The 18,760-nt window shown below is 65.2% G+C and carries 20 protein-coding genes; 1 reads left to right on the top strand and 19 read right to left on the bottom strand.

Translation table 11 applies throughout. From position 1 onward, the window contains the following. Nucleotides 1–7: 7 nt before the first annotated feature. The 7 genes from QA635_RS13880 to miaA all read right to left on the bottom strand — a co-directional run bounded on the left by QA635_RS13880 (nt 8) and on the right by miaA (nt 7,056). Entirely contained in the window at nt 8–616 is a 609-nt protein-coding gene (locus QA635_RS13880) for a LysE family translocator (RefSeq protein ID WP_092089957.1), read from the bottom strand. A 7-nt stretch (nt 617–623) separates the two neighbouring features. After that, a complete protein-coding gene (locus QA635_RS13875) occupies nt 624–1,499 on the bottom strand; it encodes an EamA family transporter (protein WP_283069703.1) in 876 nt (291 codons plus the stop codon). A 35-nt stretch (nt 1,500–1,534) separates the two neighbouring features. Then, nucleotides 1,535–2,230, bottom strand: coding sequence for a class I SAM-dependent methyltransferase (locus tag QA635_RS13870; RefSeq protein WP_028332477.1), 696 nt, complete (start codon nt 2,228–2,230; stop codon nt 1,535–1,537). Between the two features lie 3 nt (nt 2,231–2,233). Next, a complete protein-coding gene (gene ilvN, locus QA635_RS13865; RefSeq protein WP_016841057.1) occupies nt 2,234–2,776 on the bottom strand; it encodes an acetolactate synthase small subunit in 543 nt (180 codons plus the stop codon). Nucleotides 2,777–2,797: 21 nt separating this feature from the next. Continuing rightward, nucleotides 2,798–3,784 (bottom strand): threonine dehydratase, encoded by a 987-nt coding sequence (locus QA635_RS13860; protein ID WP_283069698.1) that lies wholly within the window; start codon nt 3,782–3,784, stop codon nt 2,798–2,800. Between the two features lie 207 nt (nt 3,785–3,991). Beyond that, entirely contained in the window at nt 3,992–5,767 is a 1,776-nt protein-coding gene (locus QA635_RS13855; protein WP_212053832.1) for an acetolactate synthase 3 large subunit, read from the bottom strand. A gap of 359 nt (nt 5,768–6,126) precedes the next feature. After that, a complete protein-coding gene (gene miaA, locus QA635_RS13850; protein WP_283071628.1) occupies nt 6,127–7,056 on the bottom strand; it encodes a tRNA (adenosine(37)-N6)-dimethylallyltransferase MiaA in 930 nt (309 codons plus the stop codon). Here miaA and serB point away from each other — a divergent pair. Next, nucleotides 7,055–7,960 (top strand): phosphoserine phosphatase SerB, encoded by a 906-nt coding sequence (serB, locus tag QA635_RS13845; protein WP_283069697.1) that lies wholly within the window; start codon nt 7,055–7,057, stop codon nt 7,958–7,960. The two genes, miaA and serB, sit on opposite strands and share 2 nt — an antisense overlap. Nucleotides 7,961–8,069: 109 nt before the next feature. Here serB and QA635_RS13840 read toward each other — a convergent pair whose 3' ends face one another. The 12 genes from QA635_RS13840 to QA635_RS13785 form a co-directional block, all read right to left on the bottom strand. After that, the gene (locus tag QA635_RS13840; protein WP_168857168.1) at nt 8,070–9,566 is read right to left on the bottom strand and encodes a Do family serine endopeptidase; all 1,497 of its coding nucleotides are present in this window, start codon (nt 9,564–9,566) and stop codon (nt 8,070–8,072) included. A 270-nt stretch (nt 9,567–9,836) separates the two neighbouring features. Beyond that, nucleotides 9,837–10,037, bottom strand: coding sequence for a DUF2065 domain-containing protein (locus QA635_RS13835; RefSeq protein WP_283069695.1), 201 nt, complete (start codon nt 10,035–10,037; stop codon nt 9,837–9,839). 94 nt (nt 10,038–10,131) lie between these two features. After that, the gene (gene hflC, locus QA635_RS13830) at nt 10,132–11,031 is read right to left on the bottom strand and encodes a protease modulator HflC (protein ID WP_225162561.1); all 900 of its coding nucleotides are present in this window, start codon (nt 11,029–11,031) and stop codon (nt 10,132–10,134) included. After that, nucleotides 11,028–12,167: an FtsH protease activity modulator HflK gene (hflK, locus tag QA635_RS13825; protein ID WP_028342342.1), complete on the bottom strand. Its 1,140-nt coding sequence runs from the start codon at nt 12,165–12,167 to the stop codon at nt 11,028–11,030. The genes hflC and hflK overlap by 4 nt, the downstream gene beginning before the upstream one ends. 144 nt (nt 12,168–12,311) lie before the next feature. Continuing rightward, the gene (locus tag QA635_RS13820) at nt 12,312–12,824 is read right to left on the bottom strand and encodes a dihydrofolate reductase (RefSeq protein ID WP_283069694.1); all 513 of its coding nucleotides are present in this window, start codon (nt 12,822–12,824) and stop codon (nt 12,312–12,314) included. Then, nucleotides 12,824–13,309: a GNAT family N-acetyltransferase gene (locus QA635_RS13815; RefSeq protein ID WP_076824256.1), complete on the bottom strand. Its 486-nt coding sequence runs from the start codon at nt 13,307–13,309 to the stop codon at nt 12,824–12,826. Before QA635_RS13815 ends, QA635_RS13820 begins: the two co-directional genes overlap by 1 nt. 20 nt (nt 13,310–13,329) lie before the next feature. Continuing rightward, on the bottom strand, nt 13,330–14,124 hold the full coding sequence (locus QA635_RS13810) for a thymidylate synthase (protein ID WP_283069691.1): 795 nt from the start codon (nt 14,122–14,124) through the stop codon (nt 13,330–13,332). Nucleotides 14,125–14,298: 174 nt separating this feature from the next. Beyond that, entirely contained in the window at nt 14,299–15,279 is a 981-nt protein-coding gene (locus QA635_RS13805) for a tripartite tricarboxylate transporter substrate binding protein BugD (RefSeq protein WP_057015039.1), read from the bottom strand. Between the two features lie 184 nt (nt 15,280–15,463). Beyond that, nucleotides 15,464–16,978, bottom strand: a complete 1,515-nt coding sequence (locus QA635_RS13800; RefSeq protein ID WP_018272999.1) for a tripartite tricarboxylate transporter permease — start codon at nt 16,976–16,978, stop codon at nt 15,464–15,466. A gap of 7 nt (nt 16,979–16,985) precedes the next feature. Next, nucleotides 16,986–17,486, bottom strand: coding sequence for a tripartite tricarboxylate transporter TctB family protein (locus QA635_RS13795; RefSeq protein ID WP_283069688.1), 501 nt, complete (start codon nt 17,484–17,486; stop codon nt 16,986–16,988). Between the two features lie 93 nt (nt 17,487–17,579). Then, a complete protein-coding gene (locus QA635_RS13790; RefSeq protein WP_076824254.1) occupies nt 17,580–18,113 on the bottom strand; it encodes a chromate transporter in 534 nt (177 codons plus the stop codon). Then, the gene (locus QA635_RS13785) at nt 18,110–18,721 is read right to left on the bottom strand and encodes a chromate transporter (RefSeq protein ID WP_057015036.1); all 612 of its coding nucleotides are present in this window, start codon (nt 18,719–18,721) and stop codon (nt 18,110–18,112) included. The genes QA635_RS13790 and QA635_RS13785 overlap by 4 nt, the downstream gene beginning before the upstream one ends. Between the last annotated feature and the right edge of the window lie 39 nt (nt 18,722–18,760).

Below are 18,760 nucleotides of genomic sequence, written 5' to 3'. Positions count from 1 at the left end.
TGCGGCATCATGCGTCCATGAAGACCGGGTAGAGCGAGGCCAGCAGCAGGATGGCCATCACCACATTGAAGGCGCGGATCGCCCGGGGCGAGGTCAGGATCGGCCGCAAGGCGGTCCCGAACAGCGCCCAGACGATGCAGGACACCGTGCCCAGGATCAGGCTCAGGCCGACCTGGATCGCGATGTTCCAGGGAAAGGCGGCAATCGCCGCATAGGCCGTGATGGTGCCGATCACCATCACCCAGCCCTTGGCATTGATCCACTGGAACATGGCGGCACCCCAGAACGTCATTGGGCCGCGGCCGCCCCTGTCGTCCTTGTCCGCCGAGGGCGGCTCGGCCATGGCGATGACGGCGGCGAGATAGATCAGGTAGGCGACGCCGCCATATTTCAGGATCGTCTGCAGCACCGGATAGGCAATGAAGACGGTCCCTAGCCCGACGCCGACCGCGCCGACCATGAAGGCGAAGCCGACCGTGATGCCAGCGATATGGGGCACCGTACGGCGGAAGCCGTAGGTCAGCCCCGACGACAGCAGCATGATGTTGTTGGGGCCCGGCGTGAAGAACATCACGACGGCGAATACGACAAAGGCAAACAGCAGCGAATTCGACATGGCGCCCTCACGCGACTTTCGGCAGAGCTTTTGGCCGCTTCGACAGCAGCATCACGGCGATGCCGGCGATCACGGTGACCATGCCGGCCAGCCGCAGCGGCCCGAATGTCTCGCCGAACACGATGCTCGAGGCGGCGGAGCCGACGAACGGCACCAGCAGCGCGAACGGCACCACCTGCGCCGCCGGATAATCCCGCAGCAGCCGGCCCCACAGCCAGTAGGCGATGCTGGTCGAGATGCCGCCGAGGCAGAGCATGCAGACGAGCCCGGTCAGCGACATATGGGTCAGCGCATGCCAGGTCGGCTGCGGGCCGTTTGTGATCAAGGTCAGCACCGCGAGCGGCACCGCGGCGGACAGGCACAGCCAGGCGAACAGATCGAACATCGGCGCGCCGTTCGCCTGCCGCAGGAGAAGATTGCCGATCGCGAAGCTGATCGGGCAGATCATGATGATCGCGAACGCCGCGACGCTGAAGTCATAGCCGACCGTCCCGCAGATCATCAGCAGGCCGAGCGCGGCGATCGCGATGCCGATCGCCTGGGTCCGCGTCGGGATTTCTCCGAAAGCCAAGGCAGCAAAGGCGATGGTGAACAGCGCCTGGCTCTGCACGATCACGCTGGAAAGCCCGACGGGAACGCCATGCGCGATCGCAAAGGCCTGTGCGAGGAACTGGCCGAGGAACAGCGTTGAGCTGATCGCGATCAGAAGCGGCCAGGATACGCCGGGCTTGCGCAGGAACAGGCACGGCAGCGCGGCGATGGCGAAGCGCAGCGTCGTCATCAGCTCCGGCGAGAACTCATCGAGCGCGATCCGGCTTGCGACGAACGCAAGCCCCCAGATCACCGCGACCATGACGGCGATGCCAACATCGGCCGGCTTCATTGTTGTTCTTCTTTTGCTTCCGTTTCGGTCGGGATCTAGATCTGTTCGTCGGGCTTCGGTTTGCGCAGCAGATAGGTGCCGTGCAGCGGCGCGTGGTAGTCAACGGAGACCAGCGTGAAACCGGTCTCGGTCAGCATACGCTCCATCACCCAGCCGAAGGTCGAGTATTCGTCGCGCATATGGGTGATCACGCTTTCGCGCTCGAAACCGTGATTCTTGATCGAGAAGTCGGCCCATCCTTCGACATCGCGATCGACACCGTCGGGCATGCCGACGAACACCATGTCGCGCAGATAGAAGTTCGCGCCGGGCTTCAATGCGTTGAAGATTCGCGACAGCGCCACTGCCTTCCAGAAGTCCGGCAGATGGTGCAGCGTGAACTCGCTGACGATGAGGTCGTAGGAATTCGGTTGGTAGGCGAACGACAGCAGGCCGGCCGGCTGGGTCCGGATCTTCGCCTTGCGGTCGCGCGCATAGATTTCGGCAAGCCCGATCATCGCCGGCGAGATGTCGATGGCGTCGACCTCGGCGCCCATCAGCGCCGCCTCGGTGGCCAGCACGCCGTTGCCGCAGCCGATATCGGCGATCCGCCAGCCCGGCTTGACGCCGAGCATGGTCAGCGCCTGGCGGGCACGGACATCGCTGTCTTCGCTGACGTCATAGATCGAGGCCACCGCGGTATCGAGACCGACCTGCCGCCGTTGCGTGTAGTACCAGTCGCGCGCCAACATGCCTCACATCCCTTCCGGCCCGCGCGTGATCGCGGCCACCCCGGTTCGTGACACTTCGACCAGGCCCAGCGGACGCATCAGGTCGATGAACTGACTGATCTTGGACGAATTGCCCGTGATCTCGAACACGAAGCTCTCGGTCGTGGCGTCGATCACCCGGGCGCGGAACGCGTCCGCCAGCCGCAGCGCCTCGACGCGGTGATCGCCACCGCCCCGCACCTTGACCATCGCAAGCTCGCGCTCGATCGAGCTGCCGGTCAGCGTCATGTCGACGACGCGGTAGACCGGGATCATGCGGTCGAGCTGATGCTTGATCTGCTGGATCACCATCGGCGTGCCGGTGGTGACGATCGTAATCCGCGAGAGATGTTTCTGGCTCTCGGTCTCCGAGACGGTGAGACTCTCGATGTTGTAGCCGCGGCCGGAGAACAGGCCGATCACGCGCGCGAGCACGCCGGGCTCGTTCTGCACGAGCACGGACAAAGTGTGCGTCTCGTTGGGATCGTGACGCTCTTCGAGGAAGTAGGCGGATGCGGGCTGGTTCATGGTCGTCCCCTTACATTCTGTTCACGCCACCGCCCGCTCGGCGGCCGGCGCGGCATCCGTTCCGATCCAGGTCCGGAACAGATCGAAATCGATATTGCCGCCGCTCAGGATCAGGCCGACCCGCTTGCCGGCGAGCCTGTTCTTTTCCTGCAGCGCGGCCGCGAGCGCCGCAGCGCCCGCGCCCTCGGCGAGATTGTGGGTGTCGGTCCAGTAGGCGCGGATCGCCTGCCCGACCTCGTCGTCGCTGACCTGTACGATGCGGGAGGCACCCTTGCGGATCAGCACGAACGCATCCGCGTCCGGAATCCGCGTCGCCATGCCGTCGGCAAGGGTGTTGCTCGACTCGGTGGTGACGATCTTTCCGGCCGCAAACGACAGCGCGTAGGACGGCGCCTCGGTCGACTGCACGCCGATGATTTCGGTCTTCAGCCCGAGCAGGTCGCGCGCCATGATGCAGCCGCAGATGCCGGAGCCCTGCCCGATCGGCACATAGAGAATGTCGAGATCGGGCGCGGTACGGAACAGTTCGAGCGCGTAGGTCGCGACACCCAGCACGAGGTCCGGGTGGAACGACGGCACCATGTGCAGGCCGGCGAATTGGGCGCGGCGCTCGGCCTCTTCGCGCGCGGCCTGGAAGTCGTCGCCATGCTCGACGAGCTCGGCCCCGAACGCGTGCATGGCGCGGTTCTTCTCGACCGAGTTGCCGCGCGGCACGTAGATTGTCGCCGACACGCCCTGACGTCCTGCCGCGAACGCCAGGCTCTGGCCATGATTGCCGCGCGTCGCCGAGATGATGCCGGGAACGTCGGGCCGCTCGCGCTTCAGCCGTTCGAGATAGACCAGGCCGCCGCGCACCTTGAAGGCGCCGGTCGGCGTGTGGTTCTCATGCTTGACCACGACCTCGGTGCCGAGCCGCTCCGCCAGCAGCGGCCATGTGTGCGCCGGCGTCGCCGGCACTGCGGTGCCGACGATCCGGTGTGCACGCTCGAGCTCGTTGAGGTCAAACATGGGAGCCGCCCTCCATCCGAGCGTGCGATAAGTTCCCTCTCCCCGCTCTTTGCGGGGAGAGGGTTGGGGTGAGGGGCTGCTTCCAGAGCAATGGTGAGAGACGGACTCGCGGAGACTCCCCCTCACCCGGATTGCGCTTGCGCGCAATCCGACCTCTCCCCGCAAGCGGGGCGAGGTGAAAAGAGAGTGCTCCACGCCGATCCATCATCACACCAGCGCCTTGCCACCGGAGAAGGCCTTCGCGGTGGCCTCGTCGGTCGCCTCTTCCGGCAGCAGCATCTCGTTATGCGCCTTGCCCGACGGGATCATCGGGAAGCAGTTCTCCAGCGCGGCGACCCGGCAGTCGAACAGCACCGGGCGCTTGATCGAGATCATCTCCTTGATCGCGCCGTCGAGATCGGACGGCTTGGTCGCCTGCAGGCCGACGCAGCCATAGGCGTCGGCGAGCTTGACGAAGTCCGGCAGCGCCTCGGAGTAGGAATGCGACAGGCGGTTGCCGTGCAGCAGCTGCTGCCATTGCCGCACCATGCCCATGTACTGGTTGTTCAGGATGAAGATCTTGATCGGCAGTTCGAACTGGACCGCCGTCGACATCTCCTGGATCGTCATCTGCACCGAGGCGTCGCCGGCGATGTCGATCACCAGGCTGTCCGGATGTGCCACCTGCACGCCGACCGCGGCCGGCAGGCCGTAGCCCATGGTGCCGAGACCGCCCGAGGTCATCCAGCGATGCGGCTCCTCGAAGCCGAAGAACTGCGCGGCCCACATCTGGTGCTGACCGACCTCGGTCGTGATGTAGGTGTCCTTGCCGCGGGTCAGCTCGAACAGGCGCTGGATCGCGTATTGCGGCAGGATGATATCGTTGTTCTTGCGGTAGGACAGCGAGTTGCGCGCGCGCCATTGCGCGATCTGCTGCCACCACGACTTGATGTCCGGCTTCTTGGCTTCCGCCTTGAACACCTGCAGCAAATCGCCGAGCACGTTGCCGGCGTCGCCGATGATCGGCACGTCGACGCGGATGTTCTTGTTGATCGAGGACGGGTCGATGTCGATGTGGATCTTCTTCGAGCCCGGCGAGAACGCGTCGGTACGGCCGGTGATGCGGTCGTCAAAGCGCGCGCCGACGCACAGCATGACGTCGCAATCATGCATCGTCATGTTGGCTTCGTAGGTGCCGTGCATGCCCAGCATGCCGAGCCAGTTCGGGCCCGAAGCGGGATAGGCGCCCAGCCCCATCAGGGTCGAGGTGATCGGGAAGCCGGTCGCCTCCACCAGCTGGCGCAGCAGTTTCGAGGCCTCGGGACCCGAATTGATCACGCCGCCGCCGGAATAGATCACCGGCCGCTTTGCGTTGGCGAGCAGCGCCACCGCCTTGCGGATCTGGGTCGCATCGCCCTTGACGCGCGGCGTGTAGGAGACGTGCACGTCCGACTTGCGCGGCGGATGGTAGGTGCCGGTCGCGAACTGCACGTCCTTCGGCACGTCGACCACGACCGGGCCGGGGCGGCCGGTGGTGGCGACATAGAAGGCCTCGTGCAGCACCCTGGCAAGGTCGTTGACGTCGCGGACCAGCCAATTGTGCTTGGTGGCGGGCCGCGTGATGCCGACCGTGTCGCACTCCTGGAAGGCGTCGTTGCCGATCAGGTGGGTCGGCACCTGGCCGGTGATGCAGACCAGCGGGATCGAATCCATCAGCGCGTCGGTCAGCGGCGTCACCATGTTGGTGGCGCCGGGGCCCGACGTCACCAGCACCACGCCGGGCTTGCCGGTCGAGCGGGCATAGCCTTCGGCGGCATGGCCGGCGCCCTGCTCGTGACGGACCAGGATGTGCTCGACCTCGCTCTGCTGGAAGATCTCGTCGTAGATCGGAAGCACCGCACCGCCGGGATAGCCGAAGACATGCTGCACGCCGTGATCGATGAGCGCGCGCACGATCATCGCGGCGCCGGTCATCTGATTAGGATCGTGGCTCTTGTCGGTCATGGTTCGCTCCGGATGCGCTTGTTTTTGCGCGGCTTTTGTCAGTTCTCGTCAGTTCGGCTTCGGGCAATAAAAAGGGGCCCTAGAGGCCCCATGCACACCGCCCGAATTTGGATGGCCGCTAGCCATCCCCGGCGGTGTGCCTGGGTACGACGGCGATAAGCAGTTTGGTAATAATGTTGCGCACGATACGACCCAGTCTTCCCAAAGGTTGCGCGAACATAGCGGCCAAAGCCTGAATGTCAAGGCAAGGCAAGCACTTTCGCGATTTCGGTACTCTACCGGGGTTCCGCTCGTTCGGCGAGTGTTTTTGCGCAGGCGAACGCGCATGGCTGACGGGCGTGCGGGACCGCCGGCCCGGGCTACGGGACCCGGCTCTCCAGCCATTCCCCGCCAGCTTCCGGCACCACCCATTCGAATTCCGGGAGCTGATGGCGAAACCAGGTGAACTGGCGCTTCGCATAATGGCGGGTGTCGGCCCGGCCGATCTCGGCGGCCTCCTCGCGGCTGATCTCTCCCCTCAGGTGCCGGATCAGCGCCGGCACCCCATGGGCCTTCATCGCCGGCAGCAACGGATCGAGCCCACGCGCCGCCAGCGCCGCGACCTCGTCGAGCGCGCCGGCATCGAGCATGACACCGAACCGGGCGTCGATCCGCGCATAGAGCGTCTCGCGCGCCGGCGCGAGAAACAGCGCATGAAAATCGCCCGGCGGCAGCAGTGGCGGCAGGCCCTCGCGATGCCAGTCCGGCAGCGGGCGGCCGGTGGCCTCGACCACCTCGAGCGCGCGTGCGATGCGGGTGCGGTCGCGCGGCTTCAGCCGCTCGGCCGACACCGGATCGCGCGCTGCAAGCTCGGCATGCAGCGCCTCGACGCCGTGCTGCTCGAGCCGTGCGCGCACGCCGTCGCGCACATCAGCCGGGATCGGCGGCACCGCCGACAAGCCGCGCGTCAGCGCCTTGAAATAGAGGCCGGAGCCACCGATGAAGATCGGCAGCCGTCCCTGCTCACGAGCCTCACTAAGCACCTTCGCCGCATCGGCCACCCAGGCGCCGGCGGAGAAATTCACGCCGGCGTCGACATGGCCGTAGAGCCGGTGCGGAACCAGCGCCTCTTCGCCTGCGGTCGGCCGCGCGGTGATGGTCCGGAGGTCACGATAGACCTGCATGGAGTCGGTGTTGATCACGACCCCGCCGGTCCGCTGCGCGAGTTCGAGCGCCAGCGCCGACTTGCCGCTGGCGGTCGGCCCTGCGATAAGCACTGCCTTGTTCAACAATCCCGAATGCGCCTGCATGTCCCTCGTTGCCACGCTGATCTGCAATCCTGCAAGCCCCGCGCTCGACTCCACCATCGTCGACGGTGCGCGGGCCGTGCTGCCCTCACCCGGCCCGGCGCAGTGGCTGTTCAACGAAGTCGCCGCCGACATTCCGTTCGAAGGCGAGGACAGCAGCAGGGACGGTATCAAGACAATCGAGGAACGCCTTCGCCAGGCCCGCGGCGACCTGCCGATCGACATTGTCGTGCAGCCTCGGATCGCTCGGCGCAAGAAGCTTTTTCTGGCCGACATGGATTCCACCATGATCGGCCAGGAGTGCATCGACGAGCTCGCCGACTTCGCCGGGCTCAAGGCCCATGTCGCTGCGATCACCGAGCGTGCGATGCGCGGCGAGATCGAGTTCGAGTCCGCGCTGCGCGAGCGGGTGGCGCTGCTCAAGGGCCTAGCGGTCAGCGTGGTCGACGAGGTGCTCGACAAGCGCATCACGCTGACGCCGGGCGGCCGCGAACTGGTCATGACCATGCGCGCGCACGGCGCCTATACCTGCCTGATCTCGGGCGGCTTCACCTTGTTCACCAAGGTGGTCGCGGCGAAGGTCGGCTTTCAGGAAAACCGCGCCAACCAGTTGCAGGTCGTGGACGGCAAGCTGACCGGTGAGGTGGTCGAGCCGATCCTCGGCCGCGCCACCAAGCTCGCCACCTTGATCGAGCTCACCGAGTCCTTCGATCTGGACGAGATCGACACCCTGGTGGTGGGCGACGGCGCCAACGATCTCGGCATGATCCAGGCTGCGGGCCTCGGCGTAGCCTATCACGCCAAGCCGGCGGTCGCTGCCGCCGCCGCGGTCCGGATCGACCACGGCGATCTCACCGCGCTGCTGTACGCGCAGGGCTACCGGCGGGATGAGTTCGTGGCGGGGTAGCCGTTCGCGAAAGTCGTCATGCCCGGGCTTGACCCGGGCATCCATCTTCTTCGCAAGAACTTTGTTAGGTGATGGATTGCCGGGTCAAGCCCGGCAATGACCATCGGGGCTACTGCACGCCGAGCGCGACGAAGCGCAGTTCGCCGTCGCCGTTCGAGACCAGCAGCAGCACCGACTTCTTGCCGTCCTTCTTGAGCTGATCGACGCGCTTCTTGATGTCGGCGGCGCTCGACACCGCCTCCTGTGCCACCTCGACGATGACATCGCCCGCCGACAGCCGCTTCTCGGCGGCATCGGAGTTGCCGTCGACGCCGGTGACGACGACGCCCTTCACGCTGTCCTTGATCTTGTACTTGGTGCGCAGGTCCTTGCTCAGCGCCGCGAGGTCGAGACCGAGCGCCTTCTGGGTCACCGGTTTCTCGGCGGTGTCGTCCTTCGACTTGGCGTTGACTTGCTGAACCTTCTCGTTGTCCTCGAGCCGGCCGAGCGTGACCTTGCGGGTCTCCTCATTGCCCTTGCGGATGACGACGACGTCGACTTCCTTGCCGACCGCCGTGTCGGCAACGATGCGCGACAGATCCTTGGGGTCCTTGACGTCCTTGCCGTCGAACTTGACGACGACGTCGCCGGGTTCGATGCCCGCCGGCTTGGCCGGCCCCTTGTCGTCGACGCCGGCAACCAGCGCGCCGCGCGCCGGCTTGATGTTGAGGCTGTCGGCGATCTCGTCGGTGACCTGCTGAATACGCACGCCCAGCCAGCCGCGGCGCAGCTCGCCGAATTTCTGCAACTGGTCGACGACGCCGGCCACGGTCTTCGACGGCACCGCGAAGCCGAGGCCGATCGAACCGCCGGTCGGCGAGATGATCAGCGTGTTGACGCCGATCACCTCACCATCGAGGTTGAACAGCGGACCGCCGGAATTGCCGCGGTTGATGGCGGCGTCGGTCTGGATGTAGCTGTCATACGGGCCCTGGCTGATGTCGCGGTTCTTGGCCGAGACGATGCCCGCGGTCACCGTGCCGCCGAGGCTGAACGGGTTGCCGATCGCGACCACCCAGTCGCCGAGCCGGATCTTGTCGCTGTCGCCGAACTTGACCGCGGTGAGCGGCTTCGGCGGCTTGAATTTCAGGACCGCGAGGTCGGTCTTCTTGTCGACGCCGACCAGCTCGGCCTTGATCTTGGTGCCGTCGTTGAGGATGACGTTGATCTCGTCGGCGTCGGCAATGACGTGGTTGTTGGTGACGACGATGCCCGCGGTGTCGACGATGAAGCCCGAGCCGAGCGAGTTGGTCTTGCGCGGCTGGAACTCACCGCTCTTGTCGCCGCCCTTGCCAGGCGGCCCGCGGCGGTTCTTGAAGAAGTCGTCGAAGAATTCCTCGAACGGCGAACCCGGCGGCAGCTGCGGCATCGTCCGGTCCTTGGCCTCGACGGTCTGCGACGTCGAGATGTTGACGACGGCGTCGATCACCTTCTCGGCGATGTCGGCGATGCCTTCAGGACCGCGTGCGAACGCCGGCACGGAGCTCAGCATGCTCGCAGCACCGATCGAGATCGCGGCTCCCATCATGCGGAAGCGGCGGCTCAGGGCTGGTCTGGCAGCGGTCATGTAGGAGTTTCTCCAGAAGCAAACGGGTTCAAATGCGCTAGTTACAGAGTGCGCCCGAACGGGCATACGGCGCAAGCATCTCAGCCGGACATTTCGGCGAAAAACCGGCGGCGAGAGGCTCACGATTATGTTCAGTCTTGCTTGTCATTCCGGGGCAGCCCGACAGGGCTGAACCCCGGGGACGCAATCGCGCACCTTGGGGAAATCTCGAGGTTCCCCGATGCGCAATCGCGCATTGGCGGTCATGCTTCGCATGCTCCGGAGCGGCGACTATCTTCGCACCACCCAGATCAGGACAAGCCCGGCGACCGCCGAGCCGATACCGACGACGCGCAGGATGTTGTCGGGTGTCGCCAGCGCGCTCTTCATCGCCCGGCGCATCCAGGCGGGGCTTGCCGCGAACAGGATGCCTTCGAGCACGAACAGGATTCCCAACCCGATGAGGAAGTCGCCGAACGCTATGGACTTCATCGGATGGCAGCCTCCCGCTCGATGCTTGTTGTTTTTGGTCGGCGGCGAAGCGTCATCCGCATCGCCGCCAAGTCCTGATGTTCAAGTCGTGACGTTACTGCTTCGGCGCGGCGGCCGCCTCAGGCAACTTGCCGCCTGCACCGCCGAAGTATCTGAAGAATTCCGAGTCCGGCCGCAACAGGAAACGCGTGTCGCTGGAACGCAGGCCGTTCTCATAAGCCGTCATCGAGCGATAGAACGCGAAGAAGTCCTTGTCCTTGCCATAGGCTTCGGCGAACAGGCGGTTGCGCTCGGCGTCACCCGCACCGCGGGTCTGGTCCGCGGCCGAGTTCGCCTCGGCGACGATCACGGTCGCTTCGCGGTCGGCCTTCGAGCGGATTTCCTGCGCCTTCTGGTCGCCCTGGGCACGGAACTCGGCCGCCTCGCGCTCACGTTCGGTCTTCATCCGGTTGTAGACGGCCTGGCTGTTCTGCTCCGGCAGGTCGGCACGGCGGATGCGGACGTCGACGACCTCGATGCCGTATCCGTCCGCTTCCCTGTCGAGCTGCTCGCGAATCCGCTGCATCAGCTTCTCGCGATCGTCACGCACCACGGTGATGAAGTTGACCTCGCCGAGCACGCGGCGCAGCGCTGCGTTCAGCAGCGTGGTCAGCTGCAGATTGGCGGCCTGGATCGAGCCGACGCTGGTGTAGTAGCGCAACGCGTTCTTGATGCGATAGCGCGCGAAGGCGTCGACCACGAGCCGCTTCTGGTCGGAGGCGATCACCTCCTGCGACGGGTTTTCCAGATCGAGGATGCGCTTGTCGACGTTGATCACCGAATTCCACGGCGCCTTGAAGTGCAGGCCGGGCTCGGTGACGATGTCGACCGGCTCGCCAAACCGCAAGACGATGGTCTGCTCGGTCTGCTGCACGGTGAACACCGAGCTGTAGCCGACGGCGAGCACAATGAAGAGGATGATCAGGAACACAATGCCGGTGACGGGAGACCTCATCGGGTGGCTCCCTGCTGCTGGCCGGTCGTGGCCGGTGCCGCCGGACGTCGCGGCGTCAGTTCGCCGAGCGGAAGGTAGGGCACGATGTTCTGGCCCGGGCCGCCGTCGTAAACCAGCTTCTCGGAGCCGCCGAGCACTTTTTCCATGGTCTCCAGATAGATGCGCTCGCGCGTCACGTCGGGTGCCTTCTTGTACTCTTCATAGACTTTCAGGAAGCGTGCGCTCTGGCCCTTGGCGTCGGCGACCGCCTGCTCCTTGTAGCCTTCGGCAGCCTGCAGGATCTGCGCGGAACGACCGCGCGCCTCCGGCACGATCCGGTTGGCGTAGGTCTGTGCCTCGTTCTGCTTGCGCTCGAGGTCGGCGCGCGCCGCCTGCACGTCACGGAATGCGTCGATCACCTGCGCCGGCGGATCGACCTTCTGCATCTGCACCTGCGTGATCTGGATGCCCGCGTTGTAGGTATCGAGCGTCCGCTGCATCAACTCCTGAACGCTCTGCTCGGTGACGTTGCGCGCCCCGGTCAGGATCGGCTGGATCTGCGAGCGGCCGATCACCTCACGCATCGCGCTTTCGGCAACCGCCTTCACGGTGCCTTCGGGATTCTGGATGTTGAACAGATAGGCGCCGGCCCCACCCGGCTTGATGCGCCACAGCACCGTGAAGTCGACGTCGACGATGTTCTCGTCGCCGGTCAGCATCAGGCTCTCTTCCGGCACGTCGCGCATGGTGCGGCCGCGGCGAGCGGGATCGTCGATCAGGGTCATGCCGATCGAGATCGTGTTGACGCGCAGCGCTTTCGGCAGCAGCACTGTCTCAATCGGATATGGCAGGTGATAGCGCAGGCCCGGCTGCGCATCGCGGACATACTTGCCAAAGCGCAGCACGACGCCGAGCTCTTCGGACTGCACGCGGAAGATGCCGGTCGCGAACCAGATCGCCAGCGCGGCGACCAGCACCAGCGCGACGCCCATGCCGCTGAAATGCCCGCCGGGCAGCCACTGCTGCAGGCGGTCCTGGCCGCGCCGCAGCAGATCCTCAAGATCCGGCGGCCTTGGCCCGGCTGACTGCGGACCGGTGCCCCATGGCCCTTTCGGACCCGAGCCCCAGGGCCCCCCGCCTTGATTTTTCCACGGCATCAAACATCTCCTCGGCAAGTCCGGACGGGACGCCCGGCCTCGAATGTCCGGCCCGGTTATAGGGGACCGCTAGGGCCCTTACAACGCAAGCTTCCTGGCCGGACGAGCTATGCGTCGGGGCATAATTGTCAATGCAAACATTGGTTAACCCCGGCCGCGCCGACGATATGTCACATAGGAGAAGTCGGCACTGTCGTCCGGGCCTGCCGGATTTCGCACGCGCGCCACCTCGTCCCACAGCTGCGCATCGATTTTGTCGAACCGCGTGTCGCCGTCCGGCCGGGCATGGACCTCGGTGATCTCAAGGCGATCGGCGGTGCCCATCCATTGCGCGTAGATTTCCGCGCCACCGATGACGGCAATCTCAGTGGCGAAACGCCGCAGCGCGTCGCCAAGCGCAATGGCGCGGGCGTTGTCAAACGACGTCGTGACGATGGCGCCGCGCGCGCGGTAGTTGGGATCGCGCGTTACCACGATGTTGGTGCGGCCCGGCAGCGGCCTGCGCAGGGACTCAAAGGTCTTGCGCCCCATCACGACGGGCTTGTTCAGCGTGATCGCCTTGAAACGCTGCTGGTCGGATTTCAGCCGCCACGGAATAGCGTTGTCGCTCCCGATCACGCCGTTCTCGGCGACCGCTACGACGAGCACGATCTCCATCAGAGCGTCCCTTCCGCGAGCGTCGACAGCGCCTCGCCGGAGACGCGGCAAATCGTCCATTCGTCCATCATCTCGGCGCCGAGCGACTTGTAGAATGCAATCGACGGCGCGTTCCAGTCGAGCACCGCCCATTGCAGGCGCGACCAGCCATTGGCGAGGCATTGCTTCGCCAGATGCACGAGCAGCGCCTTGCCGATGCCCTTGCCGCGCAGCGCCGGACGCACGAAGAGGTCTTCGAGATAGATGCCGTGACGGCCGGCGAAGGTCGAGAAGTTGACGAACCAGACCGCGAAGCCGGCAGGCTCGCCGTTCCATTCCGCGATGTCGCAATAGAGCCGTGGGTTGGCGCCGAACAGCGCCTCGGCGATATCGGCCTCGCTGGCGTGAACCTCGTGCAGAAGCTTTTCGTATTCGGCGAGTTCGCGGACCAGCGAGAACACCAGTCCGGCCTCATCGGGCCGCGCGCGGCGGATCGTCAGCGACATTCAATCCCTCGGACCGCAACTCATACCGCGACCTCGGCCTTGATGTGCGGATGCGGGTCGTAACCTTCGAGTTTGAAGTCTTGGTAGCGGAACGCGAAGATATCCTTCACGTCCGGATTGATCGCCATCGTCGGCAACGGCCGCGTCGGCCGCGTCAACTGCAGGCGCGCCTGCTCGAGATGGTTGGAGTAGAGGTGCGCGTCGCCGAGCGAGTGCACGAAATCGCCGGGCTTGAGCCCGGTCACCTGCGCGACCATCATGGTCAGCAGCGCATAGGAGGCGATATTGAAGGGCACGCCGAGGAAGACGTCGCCCGAGCGCTGATAGAGCTGACAGGACAATTTGCCGTTGGCGACATAGAACTGGAACAGGCAATGGCACGGCGGCAGCGCCATCTTGTCGACCTCGGCCGGATTCCAGGCGCTGACGATCAGCCGCCGCGAATCCGGATTGCGCTTGATCATCTCGACCACGCCAGCGATCTGGTCGATGCTGCGGCCATCCGGCGCGGGCCACGACCGCCATTGCGAGCCGTACACCGGACCGAGGTCGCCGTTGGCGTCGGCCCATTCGTCCCAGATCGTGACGCCGTTGTCGTTGAGATATTTGATGTTGGTGTCGCCGGCGAGGAACCAGAGCAGCTCGTGCACGATCGCCTTCAGCGGCAGCCGCTTGGTGGTCAGCATCGGGAAGCCGGCCGCGAGGTTGAAACGCATCTGATGACCGAAGATCGACAGCGTCCCGGTGCCGGTGCGGTCGTGCTTCTCGGCACCGTCGGCGAGGATGCGTTCGAGCAGGTCGTGATACTGGTTCATGGCGTCTGTTTCAGGCTTTCGAGAGAACGACCAATGTAGCGGCCAAGGCCGCCGGTCGGCACGCTGATTCGGCTGAGCGTACCGATTATACCCTGAAAAGTGAGCACTCCGCGCCAAACGACAAGGGGCGGAACTCGCGTCCCGCCCCTGCCCTATCTGCCTGATTGTACTGGATTAAGTTGCCGGCTTGAGCACCGGCGTCCACTTCGCGATCTCGTTCTTGACGAGCGTCGCGAGCGCCTCCGGCGTACGGTTGGCGGGCGCCGGGATCACGCTGCCGAGGTCGAGCAGGCGCTTGCGGACATTCTCATCGTCAAGCGCCTTGATGGCCGCGGCATTCAACGTGGCGATGATGGCGGGCGAAGTTCCCTTCGGCGCGAAAATCGCATTCCAGGCCTGGGCCTGGAATGCCGGCAAGCCGGCTTCCGTCGTGGTCGGCACATTGGGCAGCGACGGGTTGCGCTCGGGGGTGGCGACCGCATAGGCCTTGATGGTGCCGGCGTTGATCTGCGGCACCGCGTTGACGATCTGGTCGCACATGTAATCGACCTGGCCGGCGACCAGCGCATTCATGGCCGGGCCGGTGCCGTTGAAGGGCACGCCGACCGGTTTGACACCGAGGATCGAGTTCAGGAGCTCGCAGGAGGCGTGCGAGACCGAGCCGATGCCGGCATGCGCGGCGTTGACCTTCTCGGCATTGGCCTTCACGTAGGCGACGAACTCCTTGAGATCCTTCGGCGGGAAGTCCTTGCGGGCAAGGATCAGGATCGGCGTGCCGGCGAGCAGCGCGACGGGCTCGAAATCCTTTTCCGGGTGGTAGGCAAGCTTCGGATAGAGCGGCACCGAGGCGGCGTGCGTGCCCATATGCCCTGTGATCAACGTATAGCCGTCATTGGCGGCACGTGCGGCGCGCGTCGTCGCGGTGGTGCCGCCGGCGCCGACCACGTTCTCGATCACGATGCTCTGTCCCAGCGTCTGCGCCATGTGCGCGGTGACGATGCGCGAAATGACGTCGGTCGGGCCGCCGGCTGCGAACGGCACGATCATGGTGATGGTGCGGGTCGGATAGTTTTGCGCGGACGCCGGCACGGCGAAAGCGCCGAGCGCGACAAATGCCGAAAGGCATGCGCCCGCAAGCGAGCGAATGGACATCATCTCAATTCCTCCCGGAACGTTTGACCAATAAAAATGCCGGCCAAATCGGCCGGCATTTTCATTTCACGGGACGACATCGAGTGTCGATTCGACTTCCGCCTGCGGCGCGCCGACGCAGGGCCGGCGCTCCCTGTTTGAGCATGATCTATCCGGAAAACCGCTTCACACTTTTCCGGATCATGCTCTAGCCCTCGGACTCCACGAACACTTCGTCGCGCTTGGCACGCAAGGTCGGCAGCACGGCAAGCACCAGGAGACCGGCCGCGATCGCCAGCAGCACCGCCGACAGCGGCCGCGAGACGAACACGCTCCAGTCGCCGCGCGAGATCAACAGCGCACGACGCAGGTTCTCCTCCATCAGCGGGCCCAGCACCATGCCGAGCAGCAGCGGTGCCGGCTCGAAATCGTGCTTGATCAGCCAATAGCCGACGAGGCCGAACACGCCGGCGAGCACGACGTCGACCGGCGCGTTGTTCACCGAATAGATGCCGATCGCGCAGAACACCACGATCGAGGGGAACATCAGCCGGTACGGCACGCGCAGCAGACGGACCCAGATGCCCACCAACGGCAGGTTGATGATGATCAGCATCAGATTGCCGATCCACATCGAGGCGATCATGCCCCAGACCAGATCGGGCTGCTTCTGCATCACCTGCGGACCCGGCACGATGCCGTGGATGGTCATCGCGCCGACCATCAGCGCCATCACCGCGTTCGGCGGGATGCCGAGCGTGAGCAGCGGGATGAACGAGGTCTGCGCCGCGGCGTTGTTGGCGCTTTCCGGCGCCGCCACGCCCTCGATCGCGCCGCGGCCGAACCGCTTCGGATCCTTCGCCAGCTTCTTCTCCAGCGTATAGGCCGCGAACGAGGCGATCACGGCGCCGCCGCCCGGCAGGATGCCGAGGATCGAGCCGAGCACGGTGCCGCGCAGGATCGCAGGCGTGGAATCCGCGATGTCCTTCCTGGTCGGCATCAGACCGGTGATCTTCTGCTGCACCAGGTTGCGGTTCATCTCGGCGCCGTGGTCGAGGTTGCGAATGATCTCCGCGAAGCCGAACACGCCCATCGCCACGGTGGCAAAGCCGAGACCGTCGGCGAGTTCGGGGATGTTGAAGGCCATGCGCGAGGCGCCGGTCTCGATGTCGGAACCGACCATCGACAGCAACAGGCCGAACACGATCATCGCGATCGCCTTCAGCACCGAGCCCTTGGCGAGCACCACCGCGAAGATCAGGCCGAGCACCATCAGCGAGAAATATTCAGCCGGGCCGAACGCCAGCGCGAGCTTGGTCAGTGGCGCGCCGAGCACGGCGATCAGCACGGTCGCGACGCAGCCGGCGAAGAACGAGCCGATCGCGGCGATCGCCAGAGCCGGACCGGCGCGGCCCTGCTTGGCCATCTGGTGGCCGTCGAGCGCGGTGACGACGGAGGTCGCCTCGCCCGGAATATTGACCAGGATCGAGGTGGTCGAACCACCATATTGCGCACCGTAATAGATGCCGGCGAGCATGATCAGCGCACCGACCGGCGGCAGGCCGAAGGTGATCGGCAGCAGCATGGCGACGGTGGCGATGGTGCCGATGCCCGGCAGCACGCCGACCAGCGTGCCGACCAGTGCGCCGATCAGGCACATCAGAAGGTTGATCGGCGAGAATGCGACCGCGAAACCGTGGGCGAGATTGGCAAACAGTTCCATCACGCCCTCACTGGATCAGGAAACGCGGGAACATCGGCATCGGAAGTCCCAGCACATAGGGGAAAAGCAGCGCGCAGCCGAGGGTCAGACAGGCGCCGACAATGATGGCCTCGACCAATTTCGTCTCCTGCGAGCCCATCGCCGCGATCATGAAGGCGGCAAAGGCGGAGACCACAAGCCCGAGCGGCCGGATCGCCAATGCGAAGAACACGATTGCGGCGGATACGAACAACGGGCCGCGCCAGGAATAGGCCGCAATATGCGGGCCGGCCTGCAGAACTCCCATCAGCGCGACACCACCGCCGAGCAACAGCAGCAGCACGGCGAACATGCGCGGCGCGGTTCCGGCGCCGAACGAAAATCCGTGCATGCCCTGCAAATCGCTCGAGGCCCACAAGGCAAACAGCGCAACCGCCATCATGGCGAGCCCGCCGACAAAATCCTGCGGACCGCGCACCCATTTCGGCAAGATCGATTTGACCGGCGCCTCGCTCGGCGTATCGCTCATGACTTCGCTTCCCCCGTCAGGGCTGTCCCGCCCGTTTTGATTGAATGGCTTGGTTTGTGGTGCGTTGACCGAAAGCCTTGCTAGCGATTTTCGTCAGATAACGCCAGCGAAACCCAAGAGGCCTCCGGCCAGCAACATCCACAAAGGGTTGATCCGCGTCGCAAAAGCAAGCGCGGCCGCGACAATGGTGATCAGGACCGCGATCCAACTTTGGTCTGAGGTCTGCGCCACGATCAGGCCGGAGGCCGCCATCAGACCAATCGACAGCGGAACCAGTGCCGCCTGGATCATCGCCGGCCAGCGCGCCTCGCGCGAGCGATCGAGGAAACGGCTCACATAATAGGCAAGCAGCGCGGTCGGTCCGCACATCGCCACCGTAGCGGCCAACGCCCCGGCCACGCCTGCGACAGAATAGCCTATCAAGGTCACGATCAGCACGTTCGGCCCCGGCGAGAGCTGCGAGATCGCGAATACGTCGGCGAACTGCTTGTCGGTCAGCCAGTGATGCACGTCGACGGCGGCACGGTGCATTTCGGGAATCGCCGAATTGGCGCCGCCGACCGCAAACAGCGACATCAGGCCGAAGGTCCAGACCAGCGCCGCGATCGGGTTGGACTCCGAGCTCATGCCCGCACCATGCGGCGGGCCAGGACCGTCGTCGCAATGCTGAGCGGGATCGCCACCAGCAGCACGATCTGGAGCGGCCAGCGGATCAGTCCGATCGCGACGAAAACAGCAGCCAGAATGACGAGGCCCGTGACATCGCGCCGCTTCAGGAGCGGCATCATCATCTTGAAGACGACGGCGAACAGCAGCCCGACCGCGGCGCAGGCGACGCCGGCGAGCGTCCGGCGCAGCACGTCGATGTCGCCGTAACGGGCATAGAGCGCGGCAAGGATGGTCGCGATCACCATCGGCGGCCCGACCAGCCCGGCGAAGGCGGCGAGCCCGCCGGCTATGCCGCGAAAGCGCGAGCCGAATACGACCGACAGGTTGACGATGTTCGGACCTGGCAGGAAATGGCACAGCGCGAAGGTCTCGTTGAACTCCTCCGCGGTCATCCAGCGGTGCTGCTCGACGATCGCGCGCCGGGCCCAGACCAGAACCCCGCCAAAGCCGGCTAGCGACATCTTGGCAAAGGCCAGGAACAGCTCGAGCAGGCCGGGCTGGTGGGGCGGCGATGGTGCGGAGGCATCCGGCGCCGGGGCGGCAACCGGCGGAGAATCCGGGGGCATGGACAAAACCTAGATCAGCGCCGGGACAGCGCCAAGACC

It is taken from the genome of Bradyrhizobium brasilense (genome assembly GCF_029714345.1).
In the GTDB taxonomy this organism is placed as follows: domain Bacteria; phylum Pseudomonadota; class Alphaproteobacteria; order Rhizobiales; family Xanthobacteraceae; genus Bradyrhizobium; species Bradyrhizobium australafricanum.
This window is presented reverse-complemented; position numbering and strand designations above follow the sequence as displayed.

What these genes read in the sequence shown, in the direction of transcription:
- QA635_RS13880 (WP_092089957.1), bottom strand. Translation starts at nt 616, where the DNA reads ATGTCGAATTCGCTGCTGTTTGCCTTTGTCGTATTCGCCGTCGTGATG.
- QA635_RS13875 (WP_283069703.1), bottom strand. Translation starts at nt 1,499, where the DNA reads ATGAAGCCGGCCGATGTTGGCATCGCCGTCATGGTCGCGGTGATCTGG.
- QA635_RS13870 (WP_028332477.1), bottom strand. Translation starts at nt 2,230, where the DNA reads ATGTTGGCGCGCGACTGGTACTACACGCAACGGCGGCAGGTCGGTCTC.
- ilvN (WP_016841057.1), bottom strand. Translation starts at nt 2,776, where the DNA reads ATGAACCAGCCCGCATCCGCCTACTTCCTCGAAGAGCGTCACGATCCC.
- QA635_RS13860 (WP_283069698.1), bottom strand. Translation starts at nt 3,784, where the DNA reads ATGTTTGACCTCAACGAGCTCGAGCGTGCACACCGGATCGTCGGCACC.
- QA635_RS13855 (WP_212053832.1), bottom strand. Translation starts at nt 5,767, where the DNA reads ATGACCGACAAGAGCCACGATCCTAATCAGATGACCGGCGCCGCGATG.
- serB (WP_283069697.1), top strand. Translation starts at nt 7,055, where the DNA reads ATGTCCCTCGTTGCCACGCTGATCTGCAATCCTGCAAGCCCCGCGCTC.
- miaA (WP_283071628.1), bottom strand. Translation starts at nt 7,056, where the DNA reads ATGCAGGCGCATTCGGGATTGTTGAACAAGGCAGTGCTTATCGCAGGG.
- QA635_RS13840 (WP_168857168.1), bottom strand. Translation starts at nt 9,566, where the DNA reads ATGACCGCTGCCAGACCAGCCCTGAGCCGCCGCTTCCGCATGATGGGA.
- QA635_RS13835 (WP_283069695.1), bottom strand. Translation starts at nt 10,037, where the DNA reads ATGAAGTCCATAGCGTTCGGCGACTTCCTCATCGGGTTGGGAATCCTG.
- hflC (WP_225162561.1), bottom strand. Translation starts at nt 11,031, where the DNA reads ATGAGGTCTCCCGTCACCGGCATTGTGTTCCTGATCATCCTCTTCATT.
- hflK (WP_028342342.1), bottom strand. Translation starts at nt 12,167, where the DNA reads ATGCCGTGGAAAAATCAAGGCGGGGGGCCCTGGGGCTCGGGTCCGAAA.
- QA635_RS13820 (WP_283069694.1), bottom strand. Translation starts at nt 12,824, where the DNA reads ATGGAGATCGTGCTCGTCGTAGCGGTCGCCGAGAACGGCGTGATCGGG.
- QA635_RS13815 (WP_076824256.1), bottom strand. Translation starts at nt 13,309, where the DNA reads ATGTCGCTGACGATCCGCCGCGCGCGGCCCGATGAGGCCGGACTGGTG.
- QA635_RS13810 (WP_283069691.1), bottom strand. Translation starts at nt 14,124, where the DNA reads ATGAACCAGTATCACGACCTGCTCGAACGCATCCTCGCCGACGGTGCC.
- QA635_RS13805 (WP_057015039.1), bottom strand. Translation starts at nt 15,279, where the DNA reads ATGATGTCCATTCGCTCGCTTGCGGGCGCATGCCTTTCGGCATTTGTC.
- QA635_RS13800 (WP_018272999.1), bottom strand. Translation starts at nt 16,978, where the DNA reads ATGGAACTGTTTGCCAATCTCGCCCACGGTTTCGCGGTCGCATTCTCG.
- QA635_RS13795 (WP_283069688.1), bottom strand. Translation starts at nt 17,486, where the DNA reads ATGAGCGATACGCCGAGCGAGGCGCCGGTCAAATCGATCTTGCCGAAA.
- QA635_RS13790 (WP_076824254.1), bottom strand. Translation starts at nt 18,113, where the DNA reads ATGAGCTCGGAGTCCAACCCGATCGCGGCGCTGGTCTGGACCTTCGGC.
- QA635_RS13785 (WP_057015036.1), bottom strand. Translation starts at nt 18,721, where the DNA reads ATGCCCCCGGATTCTCCGCCGGTTGCCGCCCCGGCGCCGGATGCCTCC.